The 24,833-nt window shown below is 58.8% G+C and carries 21 protein-coding genes and 3 tRNA genes; 21 read left to right on the top strand and 3 right to left on the bottom strand.

Features of this window, described 5'->3' with window-relative positions:
• Nucleotides 1-155: 155 nt before the first annotated feature.
• From csrA to BQ9846_RS00635, 4 genes are all read left to right on the top strand, one after another.
• Entirely contained in the window at nucleotides 156-344 is a 189-nt protein-coding gene (gene csrA / locus BQ9846_RS00620) for a carbon storage regulator CsrA (protein ID WP_075878698.1), read from the top strand.
• Nucleotides 345-488: 144 nt separating this feature from the next.
• Nucleotides 489-581, top strand: a tRNA-Ser gene (locus BQ9846_RS00625).
• A gap of 52 nt (nucleotides 582-633) precedes the next feature.
• Nucleotides 634-710 (top strand) — tRNA-Arg (locus BQ9846_RS00630).
• A 34-nt stretch (nucleotides 711-744) separates the two neighbouring features.
• Nucleotides 745-821: transfer RNA gene (locus BQ9846_RS00635), tRNA-Arg, on the top strand.
• Between the two features lie 177 nt (nucleotides 822-998).
• Here the strand turns inward: BQ9846_RS00635 and BQ9846_RS00640 are convergent.
• Nucleotides 999-1,967, bottom strand: coding sequence for a tRNA dihydrouridine synthase (locus tag BQ9846_RS00640; protein ID WP_075879438.1), 969 nt, complete (start codon nucleotides 1,965-1,967; stop codon nucleotides 999-1,001).
• Nucleotides 1,968-2,151: 184 nt separating this feature from the next.
• On the opposite strand from BQ9846_RS00640, the gene BQ9846_RS00645 reads away from it, so the two are divergent.
• The 3 genes from BQ9846_RS00645 to BQ9846_RS00655 all read left to right on the top strand — a co-directional run bounded on the left by BQ9846_RS00645 (nucleotide 2,152) and on the right by BQ9846_RS00655 (nucleotide 5,666).
• Nucleotides 2,152-2,403: an OadG family protein gene (locus BQ9846_RS00645; protein WP_075878699.1), complete on the top strand. Its 252-nt coding sequence runs from the start codon at nucleotides 2,152-2,154 to the stop codon at nucleotides 2,401-2,403.
• 111 nt (nucleotides 2,404-2,514) lie between these two features.
• Complete coding sequence (gene oadA / locus BQ9846_RS00650) at nucleotides 2,515-4,326, top strand: sodium-extruding oxaloacetate decarboxylase subunit alpha (RefSeq protein ID WP_075878700.1); 1,812 nt, start codon at nucleotides 2,515-2,517, stop codon at nucleotides 4,324-4,326.
• A 14-nt stretch (nucleotides 4,327-4,340) separates the two neighbouring features.
• Nucleotides 4,341-5,666, top strand: a complete 1,326-nt coding sequence (locus BQ9846_RS00655) for a sodium ion-translocating decarboxylase subunit beta (RefSeq protein ID WP_075878701.1) — start codon at nucleotides 4,341-4,343, stop codon at nucleotides 5,664-5,666.
• A 74-nt stretch (nucleotides 5,667-5,740) separates the two neighbouring features.
• Here the strand turns inward: BQ9846_RS00655 and BQ9846_RS00660 are convergent, their stop codons facing one another.
• Together BQ9846_RS00660 and BQ9846_RS00665 are read right to left on the bottom strand one after the other, a co-directional pair.
• The gene (locus BQ9846_RS00660; RefSeq protein WP_075878702.1) at nucleotides 5,741-6,376 is read right to left on the bottom strand and encodes an IMPACT family protein; all 636 of its coding nucleotides are present in this window, start codon (nucleotides 6,374-6,376) and stop codon (nucleotides 5,741-5,743) included.
• A 35-nt stretch (nucleotides 6,377-6,411) separates the two neighbouring features.
• Entirely contained in the window at nucleotides 6,412-6,753 is a 342-nt protein-coding gene (locus BQ9846_RS00665; protein ID WP_075878703.1) for a LexA family protein, read from the bottom strand.
• A gap of 283 nt (nucleotides 6,754-7,036) precedes the next feature.
• Between BQ9846_RS00665 and ccmA the strand changes: the two genes are divergently transcribed.
• The 14 genes from ccmA (at nucleotide 7,037) to BQ9846_RS00735 (ending at nucleotide 24,823) form a co-directional block, all read left to right on the top strand.
• On the top strand, nucleotides 7,037-7,657 hold the full coding sequence (gene ccmA, locus BQ9846_RS00670; RefSeq protein WP_075878704.1) for a cytochrome c biogenesis heme-transporting ATPase CcmA: 621 nt from the start codon (nucleotides 7,037-7,039) through the stop codon (nucleotides 7,655-7,657).
• A gap of 26 nt (nucleotides 7,658-7,683) precedes the next feature.
• The gene (gene ccmB / locus BQ9846_RS00675) at nucleotides 7,684-8,424 is read left to right on the top strand and encodes a heme exporter protein CcmB (RefSeq protein ID WP_075879439.1); all 741 of its coding nucleotides are present in this window, start codon (nucleotides 7,684-7,686) and stop codon (nucleotides 8,422-8,424) included.
• Between the two features lie 13 nt (nucleotides 8,425-8,437).
• Nucleotides 8,438-9,175, top strand: a complete 738-nt coding sequence (locus BQ9846_RS00680; RefSeq protein ID WP_075878705.1) for a heme ABC transporter permease — start codon at nucleotides 8,438-8,440, stop codon at nucleotides 9,173-9,175.
• Entirely contained in the window at nucleotides 9,176-9,397 is a 222-nt protein-coding gene (ccmD, locus tag BQ9846_RS00685) for a heme exporter protein CcmD (protein WP_075878706.1), read from the top strand. It abuts the gene before it with no gap.
• Between the two features lie 7 nt (nucleotides 9,398-9,404).
• A complete protein-coding gene (gene ccmE, locus BQ9846_RS00690) occupies nucleotides 9,405-9,914 on the top strand; it encodes a cytochrome c maturation protein CcmE (RefSeq protein WP_075878707.1) in 510 nt (169 codons plus the stop codon).
• A gap of 55 nt (nucleotides 9,915-9,969) precedes the next feature.
• A complete protein-coding gene (locus tag BQ9846_RS00695) occupies nucleotides 9,970-11,994 on the top strand; it encodes a heme lyase CcmF/NrfE family subunit (protein ID WP_075878708.1) in 2,025 nt (674 codons plus the stop codon).
• Nucleotides 11,991-12,518: a DsbE family thiol:disulfide interchange protein gene (locus tag BQ9846_RS00700; protein ID WP_075878709.1), complete on the top strand. Its 528-nt coding sequence runs from the start codon at nucleotides 11,991-11,993 to the stop codon at nucleotides 12,516-12,518. Before BQ9846_RS00695 ends, BQ9846_RS00700 begins: the two co-directional genes overlap by 4 nt.
• Nucleotides 12,509-12,976 (top strand): cytochrome c-type biogenesis protein, encoded by a 468-nt coding sequence (locus BQ9846_RS00705; RefSeq protein WP_075878710.1) that lies wholly within the window; start codon nucleotides 12,509-12,511, stop codon nucleotides 12,974-12,976. Before BQ9846_RS00700 ends, BQ9846_RS00705 begins: the two co-directional genes overlap by 10 nt.
• The gene (gene ccmI / locus BQ9846_RS00710; RefSeq protein WP_075878711.1) at nucleotides 12,973-14,235 is read left to right on the top strand and encodes a c-type cytochrome biogenesis protein CcmI; all 1,263 of its coding nucleotides are present in this window, start codon (nucleotides 12,973-12,975) and stop codon (nucleotides 14,233-14,235) included. The genes BQ9846_RS00705 and ccmI overlap by 4 nt, the downstream gene beginning before the upstream one ends.
• A gap of 19 nt (nucleotides 14,236-14,254) precedes the next feature.
• The gene (gene smc / locus BQ9846_RS00715) at nucleotides 14,255-17,749 is read left to right on the top strand and encodes a chromosome segregation protein SMC (RefSeq protein ID WP_075878712.1); all 3,495 of its coding nucleotides are present in this window, start codon (nucleotides 14,255-14,257) and stop codon (nucleotides 17,747-17,749) included.
• Between the two features lie 289 nt (nucleotides 17,750-18,038).
• Complete coding sequence (gene zipA / locus BQ9846_RS00720) at nucleotides 18,039-19,655, top strand: cell division protein ZipA (RefSeq protein ID WP_075878713.1); 1,617 nt, start codon at nucleotides 18,039-18,041, stop codon at nucleotides 19,653-19,655.
• A gap of 111 nt (nucleotides 19,656-19,766) precedes the next feature.
• A complete protein-coding gene (gene ligA / locus BQ9846_RS00725) occupies nucleotides 19,767-21,815 on the top strand; it encodes an NAD-dependent DNA ligase LigA (RefSeq protein WP_075878714.1) in 2,049 nt (682 codons plus the stop codon).
• Complete coding sequence (locus BQ9846_RS00730) at nucleotides 21,812-22,087, top strand: YheU family protein (RefSeq protein ID WP_075878715.1); 276 nt, start codon at nucleotides 21,812-21,814, stop codon at nucleotides 22,085-22,087. The genes ligA and BQ9846_RS00730 overlap by 4 nt, the downstream gene beginning before the upstream one ends.
• Before the next feature lie 147 nt (nucleotides 22,088-22,234).
• Nucleotides 22,235-24,823: a putative bifunctional diguanylate cyclase/phosphodiesterase gene (locus BQ9846_RS00735; RefSeq protein WP_075878716.1), complete on the top strand. Its 2,589-nt coding sequence runs from the start codon at nucleotides 22,235-22,237 to the stop codon at nucleotides 24,821-24,823.
• The last annotated feature ends 10 nt before the right edge of the window (nucleotides 24,824-24,833 follow it).

Raw genomic sequence — 24,833 nt, forward strand, 5'->3', positions numbered from 1 at the left:
CCGCCGTGGGGTGGTGAGCTCTCTTTCAACGGGGCGTTAAGTTGAAGATAGCCGCGTACCATTGGTGACAGCGGCGTCATGGCGCATAATGGCGTTGCGCCGCCTTGGCGGACACATCCCGTTGCAACAAAAAACGTCTGAGAAGGAGATCAGCCATGCTCATCTTAACCCGCCGCGTTGGTGAAACCCTGATGATCGGCGATGAAATTACCGTTACCGTGCTCGGAGTAAAAGGCAATCAGGTCCGTATTGGCGTTAACGCGCCGAAGGATGTTGCTGTTCACCGTGAAGAGATTTATCAACGTATTCAGCGTGAGCGCAGTACCGAAGGTGACGACGAGTAAGCACCAAAAGAGCGGGTTTTTGCCGATGGCACACAAGGTTAGGTGCCGTAAGCCATGCCCGCTTTTTATCGCGAGCGCGAAAAAATTTGGCACAAGGCTGGACAGAGTCAGGCTAAATCGGTAATATTCGCGCCGTGCCGTTAAGGAGAGGTGGCCGAGTGGCTGAAGGCGCTCCCCTGCTAAGGGAGTATAGGGTTTATAGCCCTATCGAGGGTTCGAATCCCTCTCTCTCCGCCAACCGGTACGCTATCCCAGCAACGTAATCGTTAACTGAGATAGCAAAAGGTAAGCGCCCGTAGCTCAGCTGGATAGAGTACCTGACTACGAATCAGGTGGTCGGAGGTTCGAATCCTCCCGGGCGCGCCACCTAGCAAGTACGCTTAAAGTGAAGTTTTGTTTTGCGCCCGTAGCTCAGCTGGATAGAGTACCTGACTACGAATCAGGTGGTCGGAGGTTCGAATCCTCCCGGGCGCGCCAGATTACCAACCCGCTCTCAAAGAGAGCGGGTTTTCTGTTTGCTAGGCGCTCTCGCCTCTCTATCGTTCTGTTTTCCTGGCTAGGTCGGCAGTGCTCGCCGCCGATCTTGCGATCGTGTATAGCGCCCCCGTTCGTTGCGGTAGGGCGCTTTTTTTGCTCCAGGGGTGGAGGGTCAGGTTACATCTTTGGCTCGTGCACGGGGGCGCGATGGGTGGGCGCCTCTACCACCAGCGCATCCAGGAGGGTGGTTAGGTCGGTGATGCGCTTTACCCGCTGAAAGTGGCGCTCGGCGTCAGCGTTACCCTGGCGCATCTGGGCAAGCCACTGTTTGACCAGCGAGGTAACGATGCGCTCCGGCAGGTGTTGGCGCTGAAGGCAGGCGTACTCTTTGAGGACGCCAGCGCGCATGGGCCAGGTGGTCTCGGGTAAACGCGCACCGGTTCGCTGCCAGTGGCGAATACGCGGGGCAAGCCAGGGGTCGGCGAGGGCGCTTCTGCCCAGCATGACATCGCGACAACCCGACAGCGTGCGCGCCTTCCAATAATCCTCCAGCGTCCAGATATCGCCGTTTGCAACCACGGGAATTTTTACCCGATGGCGAATTTTGCCGATCCACTCCCAGTGCGCCGGTGGTCGATAACCCTCATCACGCGTGCGTCCGTGCACCACGAGCTGGCAGGCACCGCCTGCCTCCGCCGCTTGTGCGCACGCAATCGCTAGGCGGCGATCGGAAAAGCCCAGGCGAATTTTTGCCGTGACCGGAATCTGCTCTCCCACGGCGTCAAAGACGGCTTTGACAGCCGCGTAGACCCGCTCAGGGCGGCGTAAGAGCGATGCGCCGCCGTCATGGCGGTTGACAAGCTTGGCGGGGCAGCCAAAATTGAGGTCAATGCTCAGCGCGCCCAATGAGAGTGCCTGACGGGCATTGGCTGCCAGCGCTTGCGGGTCAGAGCCGAGCAGCTGTAGGTGAACGGGTACGCCGCTAGGTGTCGCGGCGAGGAGTGTTTGTAGTTCGGGGCAGTGTTTATAAAACACACGCGGCGGCAAACGGGCATCGACTACACGGACAAATTCGGTCACCGTCCAATCAAAACCTGCTTTTCGCGTCAATAGGTTACGGGTCAGCGCATCGATCACGCCTTCCATCGGCGCAAGGCCGATTTTGCCCTTTTGTAGTAAATTAACAACTTTGACTTCCACTATGGCGCCATTGCAATCTTTTCTGAGTGTGGCAGTTTATTGTACCACCCTTATTGCGCCAACCGTGGTAATGCCGCTGGGTTTGCTACATGAGACGCCATGATTCGGCGTGAATTTAGGAGAATACCAAATGCAAAATGCTGAGCTATTGAACGAAGGGCTTGCCTTGATGGCGTTAGGCATGGGGTTCGTATTTGTTTTTCTTACCGTTCTGGTCATCAGTGTCACCCTGATGTCGAGCGTCGTGCGGCGTTTTCAGCCCGCGCCTGCTCCATTAGCCCCCGTTAAGCAGGCGCCATCCGCCGCCTTGCAAGATGATGAAACGCTCGCCGTCATTAGCGCGGCCGTTCATCGTTACCGGCACCAGAAAGGGCGCGACTAACTAAGGCGGTCGCGAAAAAACGTTAGGTTTGTTCGTAAACTAACGACACGTTCAAACACCGATACCACTTTCCTCACTTACGCTACTCACTTATCAATACGAGATAATGTCATGAATGAGACAAAGCGCCCTTTGGGTATTACCGACGTTGTGCTGCGTGACGCTCATCAATCGCTCTTCGCGACGCGGATGCGCCTTGATGACATGCTGCCCATCGCCGAAAAGCTGGATAAAGTGGGCTTTTGGTCCTTGGAGTCTTGGGGCGGTGCCACCTTTGATGCGTGTATTCGCTACCTGGGCGAAGATCCGTGGGAGCGCATCCGCGCGCTGAAAGAGGCGATGCCCAATACGCCTCAGCAAATGCTGCTGCGCGGCCAAAATCTGCTGGGTTATCGCCACTACGCCGACGACGTGGTGGATAAGTTCGTCGAGCGCGCCAAGACCAATGGCGTTGACGTATTCCGCGTTTTTGATGCCATGAACGATCCGCGCAATTTGGAGCGTGCGCTTAAGGCCGTGCGCGACGTTGAAGGTCATGCCCAAGGTACGATCTCCTACACCGTGAGCCCGGTCCATACCCTGGATAGCTGGGTCGATTTGGCCAAAACCATTGCCGATATGGGCGCCGACTCGCTGGCGATCAAGGATATGGCGGGGCTTCTGACGCCGTACACGGCTTTTGACCTGGTGACGCGCTTAAAGCAGGAGCTGTCGATCCCGATCCACATGCAGTGCCACGCGACCACCGGCCTTTCCACCTCGACGATTCTCAAGGCTGTCGAAGCGGGTATCGATAACGTCGACACAGCGATTTCGTCGATGTCGATGACCTACGGCCACAGCCCCACCGAGTCGGTGGTGGCGATGCTCAAGGATACCGACCGCGACACCGGGTTGGACTTGGAACTGCTGGAAGACATCGCCGCGTATTTCCGCGATGTACGCAAGAAGTACGCCGCCTTCGAAGGCTCGCTCAAGGGGATCGATTCGCGCATTCTGACCGCGCAGGTGCCGGGCGGCATGCTGACCAACATGGAAGGCCAGCTCAAAGAGCAGGGCGCCGGCGATAAGCTCGACGACGTGCTCAATGAGATCCCGCGTGTGCGCGAAGACCTGGGCTTTATCCCGCTGGTCACGCCCACCTCGCAGATCGTCGGCACCCAAGCGGTGATGAACGTGATGATGGGTAGCCGCTATAAGTCGATCTCCAAAGAAGTGCAGGCGCTGCTCAAGGGCGAATATGGCGCGGCCCCGGCCCCGTTCAACGCCGAGCTGCAAAAGCGCGTGCTCGACGGCGGCGAGCCGATTACCTGCCGGCCGGCGGATAACCTAAGCCCCGAAATGGATAAGCTTGCAAGCGAACTCAAAGAGAAAGCCAAGGCGGAAAATATCCGCTTGGCCGAGGGCGAGCGCGAAGTGGACGATGTGCTGACCTATGCGCTGTTCCCGCAGATCGGCCTGAAATTCCTCAAAAATCGTGATAACCCGGACGCCTTCGAGCCAGCACCGCAGGCGCCGGACGCTACCGCCCAGGCGCCCGCGAAGCAGGAGCCGAAAGCGCCGGCTGCGGCGAGCGGCCCTGAAACCTACACCGTCAAACTCAACGGCAAGGCATTTGTGGTCGAAGTCGCCGAAGGCGGCGAGATTGGCCAGGTGCAGGAGCAGGCGAGCGCTGCCACCGCCGCACCGCAAGCGGCGGCCCCGGCGCCAAGTGGCGAAGCAATTACCGCGCCGCTGGCGGGCAATATCTTTAAGGTCAACGTCAAACCCGGTGATACGGTTGCCGAAGGCGACGTGGTGATTATTCTTGAGGCCATGAAGATGGAAACCGAAGTACGGGCGGCAAGTAGCGGCACGGTATCCGCGGTGAAGGTCAATGAGGGCGACAGCGTCGCCGTTGGCGATACGCTGATCGAACTCTAAGGGGCTTTCACGCTATGGATAAGTTAATCACGTTATGGGAAGGCTCGGGGCTTTATAACCTTGAGCTGGGCCAGGCGGTGATGATCGGGGTGGGGCTTGGATTGCTCTATCTGGCGATCTACAAAAAGTTCGAGCCGCTTTTGCTCGTGCCCATCGGCTTTGGCGGGATTTTGGCCAATATTCCTGAAGCGGGACTCGCGCTGCCCGCGCTTGAGCAGGCGATCGAGGTGGCAAAGCCGGCGGTGTTGCAGCAGATCGCCGCGGCGCTTGGCGTGGGGCTCGACCCGCTGGCGGATATTGAGAGCTGGCGCGTGGCGCTGAAAAGCGTGGTAGACGGGGGAGATGCATCGGTTGAGGCGCTGCGAGAGGCGCGTGACGTGGCCGCGAGTTTTGGCTATAGCAACGGCATGCTCTACAGCTTTTACTCGGTGGCGATCGGCTCCACGATTGCACCGCTGCTGATCTTCATGGGGGTCGGGGCGATGACCGATTTTGGCCCGTTGCTGGCCAACCCGCGGACCTTGTTCTTGGGAGCGGCGGCGCAGTTTGGTATCTTTGCCACGCTGTTTGGCGCCGTGGCGCTCACCTCCATGGGCGTGATGGATTTTTCGCTCAATCAGGCGGCGGCGATCGGGATCATTGGCGGGGCGGATGGCCCCACCTCAATTTACGTCTCCAGCGTGCTGGCACCGGAACTTCTCGGCGCGATTGCGGTGGCGGCGTACGCTTACATGGCCCTGGTGCCGCTGATTCAGCCGCCCATCATGCGCTTGTTGACCAGCCAGAAAGAGCGCGAGATCACCATGACGCAGCTGCGTCCGGTCTCAAAGCTTGAGAAAATCATTTTCCCGGTGATGCTGCTGATCTTGGTCGCGCTGTTTCTCCCCGATGCGGCGCCGCTTTTGGGCATGTTCTGTTTTGGTAATCTGATGCGCGAGTGCGGTGTGGTCGAGCGCTTATCGGATACCGCGCAGAATGCGCTGATCAATATCGTCACCATCATTCTGGGGCTGTCGGTCGGCTCCAAATTGATGGCGGATAGCTTTCTCTCTGTGGAGACCCTCGGTATTCTTGGGCTTGGCATGGTGGCTTTTGGTATCGGCACCGCGGCTGGGGTGCTGATGGCCAAGCTGATGAACACGATGAGCAAGATGCCGATCAACCCGTTGATTGGCGCGGCGGGGGTATCGGCGGTGCCGATGGCTGCCCGCGTGGCTAACAAAGTGGGGCTTGAAGCTAACCCGCACAACTTTTTGTTAATGCACGCGATGGGTCCCAACGTCGCCGGTGTTATCGGCTCGGCTGTGGCGGCCGGGGTGATGATTAAGTACTTGGGTTAAGGGTTAAGGGCTCCCCTAGAAATAACACTGCTCGTTAGGGAGCGGTTGTAACCCCCAGGATACGCGGCACGCTTTCAAGCGTGCCGCGTTTTTTTCGTTGGGCTAACGGTAATAGGCGCCTTGAGCCGATTTTCCAGCTCGCTAATCTCAAACGCCCGATCCCTCGGCCATCCAATGGTGAGTTGGACGCCGGCACTGTCGTATTCGGCCTTATCAACGGGAAGGGCTTTGTCGCGACACCAGGCGCGTGCATCGGCTTCTTGAGCGAATGTCAGGCGTAGGGTGTAAGCATCGCGTTCGACAATCTCGCGGGTGGGTAGCGTTTCTAGCGCCGCGCTCACGGCTTGCGCATAGGCGCGGGCTAAACCGCCGGTACCCAGTTTGGTGCCGCCAAAATAGCGAATCACGACGCAGCCGATTTCGCCCATGCCGCTTCCGCTTAAGACCTGGAACATGGGGCGCCCGGCTGTCCCGCCGGGCTCACCGTCGTCGGCAAAGCCGATGCGGTTTTGCTCGCCCGGCGCACCGGCAATATAGGCGCTGCAGTGGTGGCTGGCATTGGGGTGCGCCTGCTTGGCGGCGGCGAGCAGGGTTTCGAAAGCGCCAACGGTGGGAGTGTGGCACACCCAGGCGATAAACTGGCTTTTCTCGACCTCAATGCGCTCTTCATGCCAGGCGTTCTGTGCAAGATGGGGAACGGAGTAGCGCATCAATGCTCCTGGTGATGAGGGTGAAGGATAGAGGGCTATGTGGCCTGATGCCCAACCCCCATGACCAGCCCAAGTACTTGAATATCACGATTGTGCAGAAACATGGCGGGCGTGCCCGCTGGTTCCGGCTGTAGGTAAACGCCGTCGCGGCCGATAGCGAGATGTTTAAGCGCGAGGGGGCGGCGGTTTATCTCGGCAACCGCGGTTTCCTCGTGTGTATCGTGCTGAAAACGGCGAATAATAATGACATCACCGTCAAACAGGTTGCAATCGTGCATTCGGTTGCCGCGCACTTTGATGGCGTAGGTATTACGCCGTATGACACCTTTAGTGGTGGGGGCGGAATACAATGGGGCGATAGCGGGCAAGGCGGTCATGGAAGTCTCCCGGGGCAAGGTTTGGTAGCGACATCCTGTGGCTTTAAAAATGTTTTTTAGTACAGTCTGTTGTTATGTACATGGTTAACTGTATCGGTGTTTTTCTATACAGTCTAGCCCTGGATAAAAATGCCTTTAAGGACGGTCGTGCCGATGCAAAAGCCGACGTGAAAGACATAGTTGATCAAGGTCAACCTGCGACCGGGCGCCGCAGAGCACGACTGGCGAGGCGGGCGCTTTCCGTGTAGAGTTCGACGCGAAATCATTATGCCTGGAGTGCCCTTTGAGCCTGCGCCTACAAGCCCAACAGTTAGCCTGTGAACGCGACGATCGTTGGCTGTTTGAAGGTCTCGATGTGGATATCCAAAGCGGCGAAGTGGTCCGAATCGAAGGGCCCAACGGCAGCGGCAAAACCACGTTACTGAAAATTCTCTCGGGGCAGCTAAGCGATTACCATGGCGAGCTGTACTGGAATGGCCAGCCCATGCGCGAGGTGCGAGAGCATTTTTTGACCAATTTGCTTTACCTTGGCCATGCGCCGGGAGTCAAAACAGGGCTTACGGCGCTAGAAAACCTGGCGTGGTACCAAGCGCTCGATGGCCAGCGCGGCAGCGAGGCCGAGCGGTTGAACGCGTTGGCCAACGTAGGGCTTGCCGGGTTCGAAGACGTGCCGGCCGGCCAGCTTTCCGCCGGCCAGCAGCGCCGCATTGCGCTGGCGCGGTTGACCCTTACCCCGCGTGCTTTATGGGTGCTCGACGAGCCCTTCACCGCCATTGACCGTCACGGTGTCGCCGCGCTTGAAGCGCAACTGGTGACGCACGCGCTAAGCGGAGGCTGTGTGATCGTGACCACCCACCATGAATTAGCCTCATCCCCGGCGTTACGGCGTATCGCGCTGGGCTGAGTTAAGGGCTAGGTATGAAGGTCGGTATGAAGGAGAGTGTGGTGCAGCAGGAAACCACAGCGGTTGCCCCGCATCTAAAAGAGCCCGGTGAAGGGTTGTCACTGGCATTAACCGCGACACTGAGGCGCGATCTGGTATTGATGCTACGTCGGCGTGGCGAAGTGCTTAATCCGTTGGTCTTTTTTGCCCTGGTGATCACGCTGTTTCCTATCGGTATTTCCCCCGACCCCGATTTGTTAGCGTTAATTGCACCGGGGCTTTTGTGGGTTGCCGCGCTGCTGGCGGCGTTGCTGTCGCTGGATAGCCTGTTTCGCAGCGACTTTGATGACGGTAGCCTGGAGCAGCTACTGCTGGCGCCTCAGCCACTGGCCGCTTTAACGCTTGCCAAAGTGGCGGTGCACTGGCTGTTGACCGGGCTGCCGCTGGCGTTAATGGCGCCCGTTTTGGGCATCATGTTGGCGCTGCCGGCGGGGAGCTACTTGATACTTGCCGTGTCGCTAGCCCTTGGCAGCGCGACGCTAAGCCTTATCGGCGCGATAGGGGCGGCGCTGACGGTGGGACTTGCCCGGGGAGGGGTATTGTTGTCGCTGCTGGTACTACCGCTTTATATACCCGTGCTTATTTTTGGCGCCGGGGCGGTGCAGGCGGCGATTGCCGGCGATAGCGTCAGCGCGCATTTGGCCATTTTGGGCGCGCTGCTGGCAGCGGCCCTGATGCTTGCCCCCTGGGCGATTGCCGCATCGTTGCGAATTAGTATTAACGGTTGAGGACAGACTCACTATGTGGGCTTTTATTCATAAACTGGGCTCGCCCAAGTGGTTTTACGGCATCAGCGCAAAACTTGAGCCCTGGTTCTGGGTGGCAGCGGTGCTTTGCATCGGGGTAGGCACCGTTTGGGGGCTGGCCTTCGCCCCGGCGGATTATCAGCAGGGCAATAGCTTCCGGATTATTTACGTCCACGTGCCCGCTGCGTTTTTGGCGCAGTCCATTTTTGTCTCGATGGCAATCGCCGGTCTGGTGTTCATGGTCTGGAAAATTAAAGTCGCGGATATGGCGGCGGCGGTGATGGCGCCCTTGGGCGCGGCGATGACGTTTGTGTCGCTATTTTCCGGCGCCGTGTGGGGAGTGCCGACCTGGGGAACTTGGTGGATGTGGGACGCACGTCTCACCTCGATGCTGATTTTGCTGTTTCTGTACTTAGGGGTGATTGCCCTGCGCGGCGCTTTTTCTAGCCGAGATAGCGCCTCCCGCGCGGCCTCCGTGCTGGCGATGGTGGGCGTGATCAACATCCCCATCATTAAATACTCGGTGGACTGGTGGTATACCTTGCACCAGCCCGCGACCTTCACGATCACTTCGCGCCCGGCGATGCCCACCGAAATGTGGCTGCCGCTTTTGATCATGGTGTTAGGGTTTTATAGCTTTTTTATTGCCTTGACGCTGATGCGTACACGAAACGAAATTTTGCGCCGCGAATCCAACAAGCGTTGGGTGCGAGAGCTGGCTCAGGAGAGATAAATGGCGTTTGACTCAATCGCAGCCTTTATTGCCATGGGAGGCCACGCGCCCTACGTGTGGTCTGCCTGGGGCGTGACGCTGTTTTTCATCGTGGCCCTGGTGTGGCATGCACGGTTTGAACGCCGTCAGCTTATTCATAGTTTAAAGCGCCGTGAACGGCGCGAGCGCGCCAGGGAGCAGCAAAATCCCTCCCAAGCGCCATTTCAATCGGTGGGAGAGTGAGGTCAGCATGACGCCTAAACGTAAACAGAAACTGTTCGTGATTCTCGGCTTGGTATCGCTTACCGCCATTGCCGTGGGGCTCACGCTGTATGCGCTGCGCGCCAATATCAACTTGTTCTTCAGTCCGGTGCAGATCGCCCAGGGCGATGCGCCGCTTGAGCGCACGATCCGCGCCGGGGGCATGGTGAAAGAGGGGTCGGTAGCGCGCGATCCCGATAGCCTTAACGTGGAGTTTCAAGTCACCGACTACGTCGATGATCTAGACGTCTACTACAGCGGCATTTTGCCGGACCTGTTCCGCGAGGGGCAGGGCGTGGTCGTGGTGGGGCAGCTGCAAGCCGACGGCCGGATGCGAGCGGATGAAGTGCTGGCCCGCCACGATGAGAACTACATGCCGCCGGAAGTGGCTCAAGCGCTTGAGGAGGCAGGCTACAAGCCGGCCGACTTCCAGGCCAAAGCCGCTGAAGTCGGCAAGCGCCTAGAGGCTGAGGGCGTGCCCAAAGCGAGTGAATACTAGTGCCACGTCCTGCCAACTGCCTATGCCGACTGTTACGTGCTAACCCGGAGTGCGCATGTTCACTGAGATGATTCCCGAAATCGGCCACTTTGCCCTTGTTATCGCCCTAATTTTGGCCGTGGCTCAGGCCATCATGCCGTTGGCAGGGGCGGCAACCCGGCGTCCGCTGTGGATGGCGTATGGCCGGCCCATGGCGGCGGGGCAGTTTCTATTTTTAGCGATTGCCTATGCCTGCTTAACCGCCAGCTACATGCTCGATGATTTCAGCGTGGCTAACGTGGCGAATAACTCCAATTCTATGCTGCCCTGGTACTACAAGTTGAGCGCCGTCTGGGGCAACCATGAAGGCTCGGTGCTGCTCTGGAGCCTGATGCTGGCCGGCTGGGGATTTGTTGCCGGTGTCTTCTCGCGGCAGCTACCGCGCGATATGGTCGCCCGTGTGTTGGGGATTTTGGGGGCCGTCAGCGTCGGGTTTTTGCTCTTTATTCTGGCCACCTCCAACCCCTTTGAGCGCTTGCTGCCCAATATCCCGCAAGATGGCGCCGACCTTAATCCGCTGTTGCAGGATTTTGGTCTCGTCGTGCACCCGCCGATGTTGTATATGGGCTATGTGGGTTTTTCCGTGGTGTTTGCGTTTGCCATCGCCGCGCTTCTGGGCGGGCGCCTGGATGCGGCGTGGACGCGCTGGGCCCGCCCCTGGACGAATATCGCCTGGGCCTTTCTTACCGTGGGTATCGCTTTGGGTAGCTGGTGGGCGTACTACGAACTCGGTTGGGGCGGCTGGTGGTTCTGGGACCCGGTAGAGAACGCCTCGCTGCTGCCTTGGCTGACCGGTACCGCCCTGATTCACTCGCTAGCGGTGACGGAAAAGCGCGGCTCGTTCAAGAGTTGGACGGTGCTTTTGGCGATTGCCACTTTCTCGCTCTCGCTGATGGGGACCTTCCTGGTGCGTTCGGGGGTGTTGACCTCGGTACACGCCTTCGCCAATGACCCCTCGCGCGGCTTTTTCATTTTGATGCTGCTGGCGATCACGGTCACACTGTCGCTTTTGGTCTTTGCCCTGCGCGCGCCGCGCGTTAGTCACAAGGTTGGTTTTAACTGGCTGTCGCGGGATGCGCTGCTGCTGATCAACAATATCCTGCTTGTGATCATGACCGTCACGGTGCTACTGGGCACGCTCTACCCGCTGATTCTGGACTCGCTCGGGTTAGGCAAGATCAGCGTGGGGCCACCCTACTTTAATGCGCTATTTGTCCCGCTGATGGCCATCATGTGTGTCTTCATGGGCCTGGGGCCGGTGGCGCGCTGGAAGCGTATGGCAGCCAAAGAGCTGTACACCAAGCTTTGGCTATCGGGCGTCGCGGCGCTGGTGCTGGGCGCTTTAATCCCGCTCTTTTATGGCTCCGAGTGGAACGTATGGGTGGCGCTTGGGTTGCTCATGGCGCTATGGATCGTGCTGCCGATGCTGCGCGATATTTGGGACAAAACCCGCCATGCGCGCTCTTTTGGCGCAGGCCTGAAAAAGCTGTCCCTGACCTACTGGGGCATGGTGCTAGGGCACTTGGGCGTGGCTTTTACCATTGTAGGCGTCGCCGTGGTCTCTAATTACAGTATCGAACGCAACGTGCGAATGGGACCGGGCGATAGCGTCGAGGTGGCCGGCTACCACTTTACCATGACCGAGCTCACTAGCCGCCGTGGACCGAACTTTCTCGCCGATACGGCCGAGATTGAGGTTCAGCGCGGCGAAAGCGGGCGTACCTTCACCATGAAGCCGGAAAAGCGCCTCTACCTGGCCACCGGCATGCCGATGACGCAAGTGGCACTGCGGCCTGGCTTTTTCCGTGACCTCTATGTGGCGATGGGCGAGGACCTGGGTGATGAAAGCTGGGCCATGCGCGTTCAGTACAAACCGCTGGTGCGTTGGCTGTGGCTGGGTGGTTTATTGATGGCCGCCGGCGGTCTTCTGGCCGTGGCGGATAAGCGCTACCGCCGAGCGCGCGTTCGCCAGATGCCGCGCGACGCGGTAGGCAATGCGGCTTCCCCCAACGACAGCGCATCCAAGGAGGCGCTAGCATGAAGCGTCGCTTACTGCTCTTTTTGCCCCTGGTGGGCTTTTTACTGCTCGCGGTGTTCCTCTATTTGCGGCTTTCGGAAGACCCGTCCCATCGTGACTCTGCGTTGATGGCGCGCGACTTTCCTGCCTTTGAGGCTAGCACGCTGGAAGACCCAGATCGCCGCGTGGATCAATCGGTGCTAACCGGCGAGGTGACGCTGGTCAATGTCTGGGGCGAATGGTGCCCCGCCTGTAAGCAGGAGATGCCTCAGCTTTTGGACCTGGCTGACCGGGGTGTGCGCCTGGTGGGGATCAACTACCGCGATACCCGGGAAAAGGGGCGCGAATTCTTAAGCGAATTCGGCGATCCTTTTGAGTTGAATATTTTCGATCCCGAGGGCGATATTGGCTTCGATCTTGGGGTTTATGGCGCACCGGAGACGTTTTTGGTCGACGCGGAGGGCATCATTCGCTACCACCATACAGGGTATATTTCCCCCGCTGACGTGCGCGATACCATTATGCCGGAGGTAGAAAAATGGCGTTAACCCGCTGGCTGATGGCCATGCTGCTTTTGCTTGCAAGCAGCGCACTGGCAGAGACGATTGAGTTACGCGAGTTCGACGACCCCGTGACCGAACAGCGTTACCACGACCTTACGGCGTCGATGCGCTGCCCGCTGTGCGAAAATCAGGCGATCAACGACTCCGACGCGCCGATCTCTGGTGATATGCGCGAGCGCGTTTACCGCTTGCTGCAGGATGGGCAATCGGACACCGAAATTATCAACCATATGGTCGAGCGCTTCGGCGAGTATATTCTCTATAACCCGCGCTTGGAAAACCGCACTTATCTTTTGTGGGGCATTCCGGTGGGCTTGGTACTGCTGGGTACCTTGCTCGTGGTATGGATGGTGCGGGCGCGGCGCAATGCATCGGCGGCAGCGCTGAGCGCGGAAGAGCGTGCTCGCCTGGATGAATTAATCAATCGCGAGAGGTCCTCATGACGCTGCTGTGGATTGCGTTCGCCGTGCTGCTGTTGCCGGCTCTGTGGCTTTTGGTGTTGCCGCTGCGCCAGGCGCGCAAGCTGCATGACAAGCAAAAAGACTTCGAAGACAACGACACCTCGGTAGAGCAAAATATCGCGATCTTTGAGCGTCGACTTGCCTCGTTGGAAGCAGCTCGCGAGCGCGGTGATATCGATGAGGCGCGTTTTGATGAGGATCGGCTGGAGCTTGAGCGTAACCTTTTGGAGGATACGCAAAACCTGAAGCGCCGCCCGTTGAAAACTTACTCCTCCGGACGCTTTGTGGTGCCGCTGGTCATGGTCAGCGTCGTGGCGGTGAGCGTGGTTTGGTATCAGTTTCAGGGCGCTGAAGGCGACTTAATGCTGCTGGAAACCCGCCGCGAGGTACAGGCAGACCCGGAAGCGTCGCTTGCCCTGTACATCGAGCGAATGGAAGCGCAGGCCGAGCGTCAGCCGGATAACCCCAATGTATGGTCGGAGCTTTTTCCCCTCTACCGCGAAACGGGCCAAACGCAAAAAGCGGTAAATGCGCTTGAGCGGTTGATCGATATCGAAGGCCGCCAAGCCCCGCTGCTGGCTCAGCTTGCGCAGCTGCGCTTCTTTATGGAGGGGCGTGAGCTCACTTCTGAGGTGCAGGCATTGGTGGATGAGACGCTGGAAAAGGATCCGCGTCAGCCCACTGTGCTAGGGCTTTTGGGCGTACACGCCTTCGATCAGGGCGAGTATGAAACCGCCATCGATCGCTGGCGCCGCGCCATCGCCAATATTGAGGACCAAGCCACGGCGGACTCGCTGCGAGAAGGGATTCGCGTTGCCCAGCAGCGCCTGGGTGTTGCACCGGAGCAGACCCAAACCCAAGACCAGGGGAGAGCCCCCGGTATCGTGGTCAATGTATCGCTGGATGAAGCGCTGGCCGACAGCGTACCGGATGATGCGACGGTGTTTGTTACCGCCCGCGATATGGAAGGCGAGCTGCCCCCGTTGGCCGTGGTGAGAGCGCAGGTGTCGGAGTTACCCATGACCGTGGTATTGGATGAAACCAACGCCATGTCTCCTCAAGCTTCGTTGTCGCAGGTTGAGCAAGCGCGTTTGATCGTGCGGGTCTCCTCCTCCGGGCAGGCCACGCCGCAGCCGGGTGATCTGTTCGGCGTGCACGAAGGCGCCAACGTGGCGCCGGTCGACACGCAGCAGGGCGTCGATGTCGTGGTCGACCGTGTTGTTGACGAGCCCACCCGTTGAGTCATCGTCGCCCCCTGCTATGCGTTTAACCTCCATCCGCCTGGTCGGATTCAAATCCTTTGTCGACCCCATCACGGTCCCCTTCGATGGCAATATGACCGCCATCGTGGGGCCCAATGGCTGTGGTAAATCCAATATCATCGACGCGGTGCGCTGGGTGATGGGCGAGTCCTCGGCTAAAACCCTGCGCGGTGAGTCGATGGCGGATGTTATTTTCAATGGCTCCACGGCACGCAAGCCGGTGGGGCAAGCCGCGATTGAGCTGAAATTCGACAATCGCGAGGGCGTGATGGGCGGCCCCTACGCGCAATACGCCGAAATCGCGGTGAAGCGCCAAGTCACCCGCGACGGTCAATCTCACTACTTCTTCAATGGGCAAAAGTGCCGTCGGCGCGATATCGCCGATCTCTTCATGGGAACCGGCCTTGGGCCCCGCTCCTACGCCATTATCGGCCAGGGCATGATCTCGCGGCTTATCGAGGCGCGCCCCGATGACCTCCGCGCCACCCTGGAAGAAGCCGCCGGCATTTCCAAATACAAAGAGCGCCGCCGCGAAACCGAAAATCGCATGCGGCGCACCCAGGACAACCTGGACCGCCTCGACGATATTCGCGAAGAGCTGGATAAACAGCTAGAGCGCTTGAAGCGCCAGGCCGAGGCCGCCAAGCGCTATCAAACCTTGCAGCAGCAGGAGCACCGGCTCAAAGGCGAGCTTGCGTTGCTGCGCGGGCGCGCGCTTAAGGCTGAGCAGCAGCTCCAAGAAAGCCGCGTTCGCGAGCTTGAGATCAGCGTGGAGAAAGACGTCTTTGGTGTGCGCGAGTGCGAAGCGCGGCTAGAACTTGCGCGCGAGCAGCACGACGAGCTCGCTGAAGTGCTAGAGCGCCACCAGCAGCAGTTTTACGACACCACGACCCGCATTGCCCGCCTTGAGCAAGATCAGTCGCACCGGCGTAGCCGCCTGGCTCAGCTTGCCAGCGAGATCGATAACGCCCGCCGCGAACTCGATGAGCAGCTTAAGCTAGGTGAGTCAGACAGTGAGCGCTTACTGGCGATTGAGGAGCGCCTGGATTCACTGCTCCCGGAGGCGGAAGCGCTGGAAGAGCAGCTTGAAACGCTTGAAGCGTCGATGACTGAAGCGGCCCCGGCGCTGGAGCGCGCCGAAGCGGCCTGGGTGGACGCCGACGAAAAGTGGCGTCAAGCGAGTCGTCACGCCGAGCGCAGCCAAGATCAGCTCCGCGATATCGAGCAACAACTGCAGCGATTGCATAGCGAACAGCAGCGGCGCCGTCAGCAGCGCAGCGATATCGCCGATTTGAACGCCCTGCGCGCCGAACACGCGCAGGCGCAAGAGCAGCTCAGCGACGCCGATGCCGAAACCTCCCGGCTCAGCCTTGAGCGCGACACCTGGCAGCAGCGTCTTACCGAGGCAAAGCGCGAGCAACAAGCCGCTAACGATGAGCGTGATGAAGCGCGGGCGCTGCTCAGCCGCTTGGAGGGCGAGCAGGCCTCGCTCAAGGCGTTGATTGATGCCCAGCTAACCGATCACGATCCCGCCCTGGAGGCAGCGCTTGAGGCGCAGGGCCTGAGTGATGCCCCGCGCTTGGGCGAAGTCATCCAGGTCGCGCCCGGTTGGGAGAGCGTGGCCTCCTGGCTGCTTGCCCCGTGGATGAACGCCAGGATGGTCGCGCCAGAAAAGCTCGCCGCCTTGCCCCAAGCGCTGGCAACGGACTGGTGCCTGCTGGCCGAGACGCCCAGCGTCACCGTGCCGGAAAACAGCTTTGCCGCCTTGGTGGAGGGTGCGGGCGCGCTACGTGGCTGGTTAAGCACTATCTATTGTGTCGAAAAGGCAGGACTGGTGGAGTCGCGGCTGGCGACACTATCGATCGGTGAAAGCGTCATCAGCCGCGACGGTGTCTGGCAGTCCCGAGGCTGGCTGCGCCAGCAAGCCGAGGGAGAGGCGATCGACGCGCTGTTGGTGACGCGCCGGCGTTTCGCTGAGTGCCAAACGCAGTGCCAAGCACAACAAGCGAGCGTAACACTAGCGCAAGCGCGCTGCGATGAAGCGCTCGCCGCGCTGGAGTCTCTTGAGGAAGCGCGCGAAGCGCACGCGCGAAAGGAGCGCGAAAGCAGCGAATCACGTCAGCGCCTAGCGCTTAAAGAGCAGACGCTCGCTCAGCAAGTGAAGCATCTTGAGGACCGTGCCACCGAGTTGGATGAAGAGCTAATTCAGCTCCAAGAGGATGAGGCTGAGCTTGCCCTTACCTTAGAGGAGCAGCGCGCACGCTGGAACGAGGCGATGGAGCGTCTTGAAGAGGCGGCGTTGCAGCGAGAAGACGCGAGTGCCGCGCGTGAGGAGCAGCGCGAGCAGCGCCAGCGTCTCACTCACGAGCACGCACCGCTTAAAGCCGAACAGCAGCGTTTGGCGCTTGAGCGTGAACGTTTAAGCACCGAGCAGGCGAGCCTAAGCGCGCAAAAGACGCGCAGCGCGGAAAGCGAAGCGCGGTTATCGCAGCGTATCAGTGAGTTGGAGCAAACCCGCGAAGCCCTTATCGAGCCGGATGAGCTCGCGGCCGAAGAACTTGAGGCGCTACTTTTTCAGCGCGAGCAGCAAGAGCAGCGGCTCAACGCGACGCGCGAGCAAGCCCACACCATCGCTGAGCAGATGCGCCACGATGAGCAAGCGCGTCAATCCCATGAGCGCAACCTGACCCAGAGCCGCGAGCAGCTGCAAAACCGCCGAATGGAAGTGCAAGCGTTGGCGCTGAAGGCCGCCACCCAAGACGAGCAGCTAGCAGAACTGGGGCACGATGCCGATGCGCTGGCGGCGGAATTACAAGAAGGGGCCACAGAAGCTCGTTGGCAGGAGATGCTGGACGCCACCAGCGATAAAATTCGGCGCCTGGGGGCGATCAACCTCGCAGCGATTGAGGAGTACGATCAGCAGGCCGAGCGGCGACACTATTTAGAGGCGCAGCACGCCGAGTTAACCGAAGCGCTGGAGACCCTGGAGCGCGCGATTCGGCGTATCGATCAAGAGACGCGGGTGCGTTTTAAAGAGACCTTCGAGCAGGTGAACAGTGGTCTGCAAGCCCTTTTCCCGCGAGTGTTCGGCGGCGGTACCGCCTGGCTGACCTTAACCGGCGAGGACTTGCTGGAAACGGGCGTGGCGATCATGGCGCGGCCACCGGGCAAGAAGAACAGCACTATCCACCTACTTTCTGGCGGTGAAAAAGCGCTAACCGCGCTTTCGCTGGTATTTGCGATTTTCCAACTGAACCCGGCGCCGTTTTGTATGTTGGATGAAGTGGACGCACCCTTGGACGACGCTAACGTGGGGCGCTACGCTAAGCTGGTTAAAGAGATGTCAGAGAACGTGCAGTTTATTTATATCACCCACAACAAGATTGCGATGGAGGCGGCAGAACGCTTGATGGGGGTAACCATGCAAGAGCCCGGGGTATCCCGCTTAGTGGCGGTCGGCGTGGACGAAGCCGCGGCACTGGCGGATGCCTGACTCATGCTTTAGGACTAATAATACCGCATAAAAGCAGTATTCAAGCCCCCACAAATAGTGTTAATAAATGCGAGAAACTGTGCTAAAACGTGAAAAATAGCAAAAAAACGGCCCTAGCTGTGGTAATAGCGCTATGCTTGGCTAAAGAGATTGGGCAGACTGCACTTTAAGATAATCGATATAGACAATCTCAGTGTTCATTGCGTGTTGTGTAAAGTGCGATGTATTGCGATTCGGCGTATTTAGAGTAAGGTCTTAAATCGGCAAAACGACCCATGGAACGTGCGACATGGAACTAAGAGAATGGCTAATAGTTTTAGGGCTAGCGTTGGTTTCGCTGATTGTCATTGACGGCGTTCGCCGCCTTCAGCGCCAACGCCGTGTTCCTCGGCTAGATCAAGCGGCGGAAGGGGACCTTGGCGGCGAAAATAAAAGCGCTTCCGGTCCAGATCCCGAAGAGGCGCAGCGTCACGCAGAGCTCAATTGGGAACTACCCAACGGTGGCGCCCGCGTGGTGAAACCGGCGGACTATAGTGGCTTAAACGGTAAACCCAAACTAGAACGCCAAGAGCATCCGGGCCCTTCGCGGGTGCTCTCGGAGTTTCGCCGCTCGAAGTCCCAGGACGAAACCCCGTCCGACACTGACGCTAAAGCCCCCGAAGTCGGTACAGCGACAGCTGAGCCTCCCCGCCACGCCGAACCTACGCTATCGGTACCTCCGGTGGACGCTACTAACGAACCCAAGGCGCATGAAGCGCGGCACGAAGCCCGGGAAGCGCCGGCAGCTCACGCAGAAAGCGGTGAGGCCGTTGAAATTCCCCCTGCGGCAACAACTGATACAAGCGAGCCGCCGACCCTTAGGGCCATCCGTGCCGACGAGGATGACATTAAAGCCCACGCTGGGAAAAGCGATACCCCACGCCGCCAACTGCGCCCTGATATTGCCGGTGAGCGCGAGGAAGCGTCGCACAATGACGAGCAGTACGAAGATGACAGCTACCGGCTGGTTGATTTTGACGGCATCAAGCACTCGTTCATTGAGCGCATGGCCGAACGGCGTAAGGCCAGGCAGCTAAAGAAAGAGGAAAAAGCGCGTCGGGCCAAAGCGCTGGCTCAACAAAAAGCGGAGCGTAAAGCTCAAAAAGAGCGGCAGCGCCTTGAAGCGCAGGCGGCCGCCGAGGCGGAGAAAGCGCGTCTTGTCGCCGAGCAGGCCAGCGCTCAAGAAGCCGCTGCGGCCAAAACCGCTGAGGCGATGAATGAGCCGCCGATAAGGGCGCAGTCTCAAGAAGTTCAACGCCACGCCGCTTACTCAGCGGGTGAAGATGAAAACGGGCATCGTGACGACGCTGAGCCCGCTTTTGATAACGGCTTTGACGACACCGTGCGTCCGCACCCCACGTTGGAGAAGGCGCTGCGCCACGATGTTTGCGGCGGACATGCGCGTAAAACGCTCAGTAACGCAGAAGAAGTGATCGTGATTAGCGTTATGTCACGCAGCGAAGAGGGGTTTGATGGCAGCACGTTGCTTGAGCTTCTCATGGCGTGCGGCCTGCGCTACAGCCGTGGCATGGGGATTTTCCACCGCTTCGAGACCGAAAGCCCCGATAGCGAGCTGCAGTTCTCAATGGTGAATGTGGTCAAGCCGGGCTCATTCCCGATCGAAGACATGGATGAGTTTGTCACACCAGGCGTGACGTTCTTGATGCCGCTGCCCGGTGCCGAGGATAGCAGTGCTGCTTTCGAAGCCATGGTTGAGACGGCGATGGTGGTGGTGCGCCACTTGGGCGGGGAACTCAAAGACGAAAACCATAGCGTGATGACCGCGCAAACCATTGAGTTTGCTCGCCAGCGTGTGCACGAATTTGAGCGTCGCCATCGCTTGCACCAGCAAATGCAGGCGCACTGATCCGGTTTTAACGATCACTGCGTAAGAAAAACACCCGCTGCCTAACCGGCTGACGGGTGTTTTTTTGTATAATTGATCCTCATTTTTTCTCCCTTGCTTGGATTCGCCCTCATGAGTCAGCCCGATGCCGCCGTGCTTAAGGAAATTGCCACGCTCCGTGCCGAGCTAGAAGAGGCCAACTATCGCTACTATGTGCTCGACGACCCGACGCTCACCGATGCCGAGTACGACCGTAAGTTTCAGCGTCTCAAGCAGTTAGAAGAGAAGTACCCCGATCAAGTCACGCCGGACTCTCCCACCCAGCGGGTGGGAGCACCCCCTGCAGAGGGCTTTCCGGAAGTCACCCACGCCATTCCCATGCTGTCGCTGGATAATGCCTTTAGCCGCGACGATATCGTCGCTTTCGCCCAGCGTGTGGCCGAGCGGCTAGAGTGCGAGCCGGACGATATCGCTTTTTCCTGCGAGCCAAAACTCGATGGCGCCGCAGTGTCATTAGTGTATGAGCAGGGCGTCTTGGTCAGCGGCGCTACCCGAGGGGATGGCCGCACCGGCGAGGGCATTACCTCGAACCTGCGCACGCTGCGCTCGGTACCTCTGCGATTGCGAGGCGAAAAAGCGCCGTCGCTTTTGGAGGTGCGCGGTGAGGTGATTATGCGCCACTCGGGATTTGAAGCCCTCAACGAGCGCGCCCGGGAGGAGGGCAGTAAGGTCTTTGCCAACCCACGTAACGCCGCAGCGGGGAGTTTGCGCCAGCTTGACCCACGCGTCACCGCGACACGGCCGCTGGAGTTTCACGCCTATCAAGCCGCGCGAATCGAGCCGGATATGAACGATAAGACCCACAGCGCCTTGATGCAGCGTCTCTCCGACATTGGCTTTCGCACCAGCGCGGAACTGAGTGTCATGCACGGCCCCAGCGCAGTGGTGGATTACTGCGATGCGTTAGGCGAGAAGCGCGACCGCTTGGGGTTTGATATCGACGGCGTGGTGATCAAGGTAGATGACCTTCGCCTGCAGAGGGAGCTTGGGTTTGTTGCGCGTGCGCCGCGCTGGGCTATCGCGTTCAAATTCCCCGCCCAGGAAGAGACCACGCAGCTAAACGATGTCGAGTTTCAAGTGGGGCGTACCGGTGCGATAACCCCCGTGGCGCGCCTGGAGCCGGTGAACGTCGCGGGCGTCACCGTCTCCAACGCCACGCTGCACAATGCCGATGAGATAGCCAGGCTCGATGTGCGCATTGGCGATACGGTTGCGATTCGTCGCGCGGGCGATGTGATCCCTCAAGTGGTCCGTGTCGATAAAGACAAACGCCCAAAAGATGCCCGTGAGATTGAGTTCCCCCGCCGCTGCCCGGTATGCGACTCCGACGTTGAGCGGCTAGAAGGCGAAGCAGTGGCGCGTTGTTCTGGTGGTCTCTACTGCCCGGCGCAACGTAAAGAGGCGATTAAACACTTTGCCGGCCGTCGTGCCCTGGATATTGACGGGCTGGGCGAAAAGCTGATTGATCAGTTAGTGGAGCGTGACTGGGTCGAAACGCCGGCGGATCTTTTCCATTTAAGCGTTGAGCAACTGCAAACGCTGCCGCGCATGGCGAAGAAGTCGTCAACGAACCTGGTTAACGCGTTAGAGAAAGCCAAAAACACCACGCTGCCCCGTTTTATTTATGCCTTGGGCATTCGCGAAGTGGGCGAAGCCACCGCGGTCAATCTGGCGACGCACTTTGGTACGCTTAGCGCCTTGCAAGCGGCCGACCAAGACGCCTTGGAAGCGGTGGAGGATGTAGGACCCGTGGTGGCGGCGCACGTGCATACGTTTTTCCGCCAGGAGCATAACCAAGAGACCATCGAGGCGCTGCTGAAATCAGGCGTACGCTGGGAGGAGAGCGAAGTCGAGCAAGGCCCTACGCCGCTAGAAGGGCAAACCTGGGTACTCACCGGCACCCTAGAGAGCATGACCCGCGACGACGGCAAGGCGCGCTTGCAGGCGCTGGGCGCCAAGGTCGCCGGTAGCGTGTCGAAAAAAACCGCTTGCGTGGTCGCGGGAGAGGCCGCAGGCAGCAAGCTGACCAAAGCCGAGGAGCTAGACGTGCCCGTTATCGATGAAGCGACGTTTCTTGAGCGCTTAAAAGCGTGGGAAAAAGGCGAAGAGGAGGACGCATGAGCCGATTTATCCAAGTCCCCGCCCGCATGCTGCCGGCCGACACGCTGGATGCCTTGCTGGAGACCTTTGTCACCCGTCAGGGCTACGACACCACCGATACTGGCGAAGGGATGCGCGGCTGGGTCGCTGAGTTAAAACAGCAGCTTGAGCGGGGTGATTTGATCATTGCCCATGACTTGGAGCTGGAAATGACCGAAGTGATGACGCTGTCGCAGTGGCAAAGCTTTGGCCGTGATGTCGGCGATGACGAAGAAGAAGGTGACTATAGTTGATGTAAATCAATCTCAGGCGCGCTTTTGCCGCTCTGCGACCAAAAGCGTCTTTATCCCCGCCTAACGACTGACATAATCTGCCCTTTACGCTTTGTATTAGTACTTTTTACTTAAACATAATTTTAATTAAGAAAGCGACAGGCTACGATGCGCTCTTGGTATTTCCGACTTCTACAGCCGTTCAGCACGCTGCGCGGCTTTGTTTTTTGCGTCATTTCGGCGTCGGCACTCGCCGTCTTTTTAGGCGTGACGCTCGCGGCTTCGCTGCTGTACGAAGACATCATGCGCCGGCAGGCGTCGCAGACATCGCAAAATATCGCCGAACAAACGTTTAATTCTATGTTTGAGGTGATGCGTCGCGGCTGGAACCGGGAAGAGCTGGAGCGCTTTGTCGAGGCAACAAAATCGGCCCACGAAAACTCCCCCTTTGATCTCGAAATTTATCGCGGCGCGCTGGTGGCGGAGCTTTACGGCCATATTACCCAGCCGGAGATGGATCGCCCGATTCAAAACGCCTTCGCCGAGGGCGAACAAAGCGTCACTTACAATGACAATATCACCCGTCGCATCTACCCCATGACCGCCCGCGCCGAGTGCCTGGCTTGCCACACCAACGCCGAGGAAGGCGACGTGCTGGGCGTGATTGATATTCAGCACGACATGAGTCCGCTGACCTCTGAGGCGCGTCAGGGCTACGTGGTGCTGTTTGTGATTGTGTCGTTGATTATGTTGCTTGCCGCCGGGCTTGTCTCTTCGCTGGCGGCGCGGCGGGTCAAGCGGGCGCTGGATCTGTTTCGCAAGCGCTTGAGCACCGTTAACACGGTGAAGGATTTCCGTACCCTGGATGTCAGCGACGTGGATCTCTCCTTTGATGAGCTTAACCACGCCTTTGGCGATATCAACGCCTTGGCGCAGCGGCTGAAAAACGTCGCCGTGGATAAAGACATCCTTGAGTTTGAGATTCGCCTTCTAAGCAAGTTTATTATCACCTCGGACGTGGTGCGCGACTGGCGCGAGTTCATCAAGGATCTGCTCGTCGATATCAATACCATTATCGACGCGCATACCTTGATGACCATCTTCCAGGTAGAGGATGAGGGGTATGAGCTAGAGATTTTCTGGTACCGCGAGCCGACCAAAGGCGACCGGACGCTATTGGAGTCCATTGTCACTCGCCAACTAGAGCAGAATCCGCACTTCCAGGAAGACGTAGCGATCGTGCGCATCACCCATCACAGCGTCGAGCACAACGGCGCCGTGGATAGCCCGGCGATCACCATCAGCCCGGAAGAGATCGAGCTTGAAACCAAATCGCTACTACTTGATGCGCCGCGTATCGGCGGTGTCGTGGGCATTGGCGTGCAGTCGGAAATCGCCAAAGACCCGATCCGCCATATCGTCATCGACGGTATTCTCTCGACGCTTTTGAATCTCGTCGGCTCGGTCAAAGCCATTTACAAATACACCCGCGATCTTGAGTTCTATGCCACCCGCGATCCGCTCACCTCGCTGCACAATCAGCGCGTGTTCAAAGACCTGCTTCACTACGAAGTGGGGCGCGCCAGGCGCCATAACGAGTCCTTCAGCCTTTTGATGCTCGATATGGATAACTTCAAGCTGGTGAACGACCGCCACGGTCACGCTTTCGGCGATCAGTTTCTGCAGGCCTTTGGCAAAGCGCTCTCCGAGGCCGTGCGGCCGGGGGATTTCCTCTCGCGCTACGGCGGTGACGAGTTCACGGTCATCTTGCCCGACGCCGGCGCCTCGCAGGCGTATTCGGTGGCGCAGCGCATTACCCGGGAGCTCGCCGAGCTGGTGCTGATGGCGCCGGATGGTTCCCCTGTGCGGGCGACCACATCGGTGGGCATCGCCGTCTTCCCCGAGCACGCCGAGGATCCGAAGGATCTGTTCCTGCTCGCCGATAACATGATGTACAAGGCCAAGCGACAGGGCAAAAACTGCCTCGCGCTACCGGAGGAGGACGAAGTCGCGGCCATCTACCGCGAAGTCGGCGAGAAAAACCAGATGGTGCTTAACGCGCTGGAAGAGGAGCGCATCGTGCCTTACTTCCAGCCGATTGTGGACGTGGTTAGCGGCGAGACGCGGATTCACGAGCTTTTGATGCGCATCGAGCAGGATGGTCGCATCGTGCCCGCCGGGGAGTTTATCGATATCGCCGAGAGCATCGGGGTGATCCACCGCATGGATTATTTGCTGATCGAAAAGGCTTTTCAGCAGATTCACGCCCAGAACTACAGCGGCACGCTGTTTATCAACCTTTCGCCGCGCTCGCTGATCATTGGTGAATTCATCAATCGCATTCACCAACTGGCACTGGATTACGCCATCGACCCGCAGCGGATCGTCTTTGAGCTCACCGAGCGCGAAACGGTCAGCAACCTGCAGCTACTGGAGAAGTTTGTCCTCGACCTCAAGCTGCAGGGCTTTAATTTCGCCATCGACGACTTTGGTTCTGGGTACTCATCGTTTCACTACCTTAAGCAGTTCCCCATCGACGTGATCAAGATCGAGGGCGAATTTATCCGCAATATGATCACCGACGACAAGTACTTGGCCTTTGTGAAGAGTATCGTCACCCTGGCCAAGAGCCTGCAGGTCGAGACGATCGCCGAATTTATCGAGGATGAGGCAGTGATGAACGCGGTGCGGGAGCTGGGCATCGATTACGGCCAGGGTTACCACCTAGGCCGCCCCGGCCCTAACTTTATCTCCTAAGCGCTATTTC

This window comes from Vreelandella massiliensis (assembly GCF_900155385.1).
Taxonomy (GTDB): Bacteria; Pseudomonadota; Gammaproteobacteria; order Pseudomonadales; family Halomonadaceae; genus Vreelandella; species Vreelandella massiliensis.

Bases quoted from the DNA above. Each gene is read 5' to 3' on its own strand.
- csrA (WP_075878698.1), top strand. From the start codon at position 156: ATGCTCATCTTAACCCGCCGCGTTGGTGAAACCCTGATGATCGGCGAT.
- BQ9846_RS00640 (WP_075879438.1), bottom strand. From the start codon at position 1,967: ATGGAAGGCGTGATCGATGCGCTGACCCGTAACCTATTGACGCGAAAA.
- BQ9846_RS00645 (WP_075878699.1), top strand. From the start codon at position 2,152: ATGCAAAATGCTGAGCTATTGAACGAAGGGCTTGCCTTGATGGCGTTA.
- oadA (WP_075878700.1), top strand. From the start codon at position 2,515: ATGAATGAGACAAAGCGCCCTTTGGGTATTACCGACGTTGTGCTGCGT.
- BQ9846_RS00655 (WP_075878701.1), top strand. From the start codon at position 4,341: ATGGATAAGTTAATCACGTTATGGGAAGGCTCGGGGCTTTATAACCTT.
- BQ9846_RS00660 (WP_075878702.1), bottom strand. From the start codon at position 6,376: ATGCGCTACTCCGTTCCCCATCTTGCACAGAACGCCTGGCATGAAGAG.
- BQ9846_RS00665 (WP_075878703.1), bottom strand. From the start codon at position 6,753: ATGACCGCCTTGCCCGCTATCGCCCCATTGTATTCCGCCCCCACCACT.
- ccmB (WP_075879439.1), top strand. From the start codon at position 7,684: ATGAAGGAGAGTGTGGTGCAGCAGGAAACCACAGCGGTTGCCCCGCAT.
- BQ9846_RS00680 (WP_075878705.1), top strand. From the start codon at position 8,438: ATGTGGGCTTTTATTCATAAACTGGGCTCGCCCAAGTGGTTTTACGGC.
- ccmD (WP_075878706.1), top strand. From the start codon at position 9,176: ATGGCGTTTGACTCAATCGCAGCCTTTATTGCCATGGGAGGCCACGCG.
- ccmE (WP_075878707.1), top strand. From the start codon at position 9,405: ATGACGCCTAAACGTAAACAGAAACTGTTCGTGATTCTCGGCTTGGTA.
- BQ9846_RS00695 (WP_075878708.1), top strand. From the start codon at position 9,970: ATGTTCACTGAGATGATTCCCGAAATCGGCCACTTTGCCCTTGTTATC.
- BQ9846_RS00700 (WP_075878709.1), top strand. From the start codon at position 11,991: ATGAAGCGTCGCTTACTGCTCTTTTTGCCCCTGGTGGGCTTTTTACTG.
- BQ9846_RS00705 (WP_075878710.1), top strand. From the start codon at position 12,509: ATGGCGTTAACCCGCTGGCTGATGGCCATGCTGCTTTTGCTTGCAAGC.
- ccmI (WP_075878711.1), top strand. From the start codon at position 12,973: ATGACGCTGCTGTGGATTGCGTTCGCCGTGCTGCTGTTGCCGGCTCTG.
- smc (WP_075878712.1), top strand. From the start codon at position 14,255: ATGCGTTTAACCTCCATCCGCCTGGTCGGATTCAAATCCTTTGTCGAC.
- zipA (WP_075878713.1), top strand. From the start codon at position 18,039: ATGGAACTAAGAGAATGGCTAATAGTTTTAGGGCTAGCGTTGGTTTCG.
- ligA (WP_075878714.1), top strand. From the start codon at position 19,767: ATGAGTCAGCCCGATGCCGCCGTGCTTAAGGAAATTGCCACGCTCCGT.
- BQ9846_RS00730 (WP_075878715.1), top strand. From the start codon at position 21,812: ATGAGCCGATTTATCCAAGTCCCCGCCCGCATGCTGCCGGCCGACACG.
- BQ9846_RS00735 (WP_075878716.1), top strand. From the start codon at position 22,235: ATGCGCTCTTGGTATTTCCGACTTCTACAGCCGTTCAGCACGCTGCGC.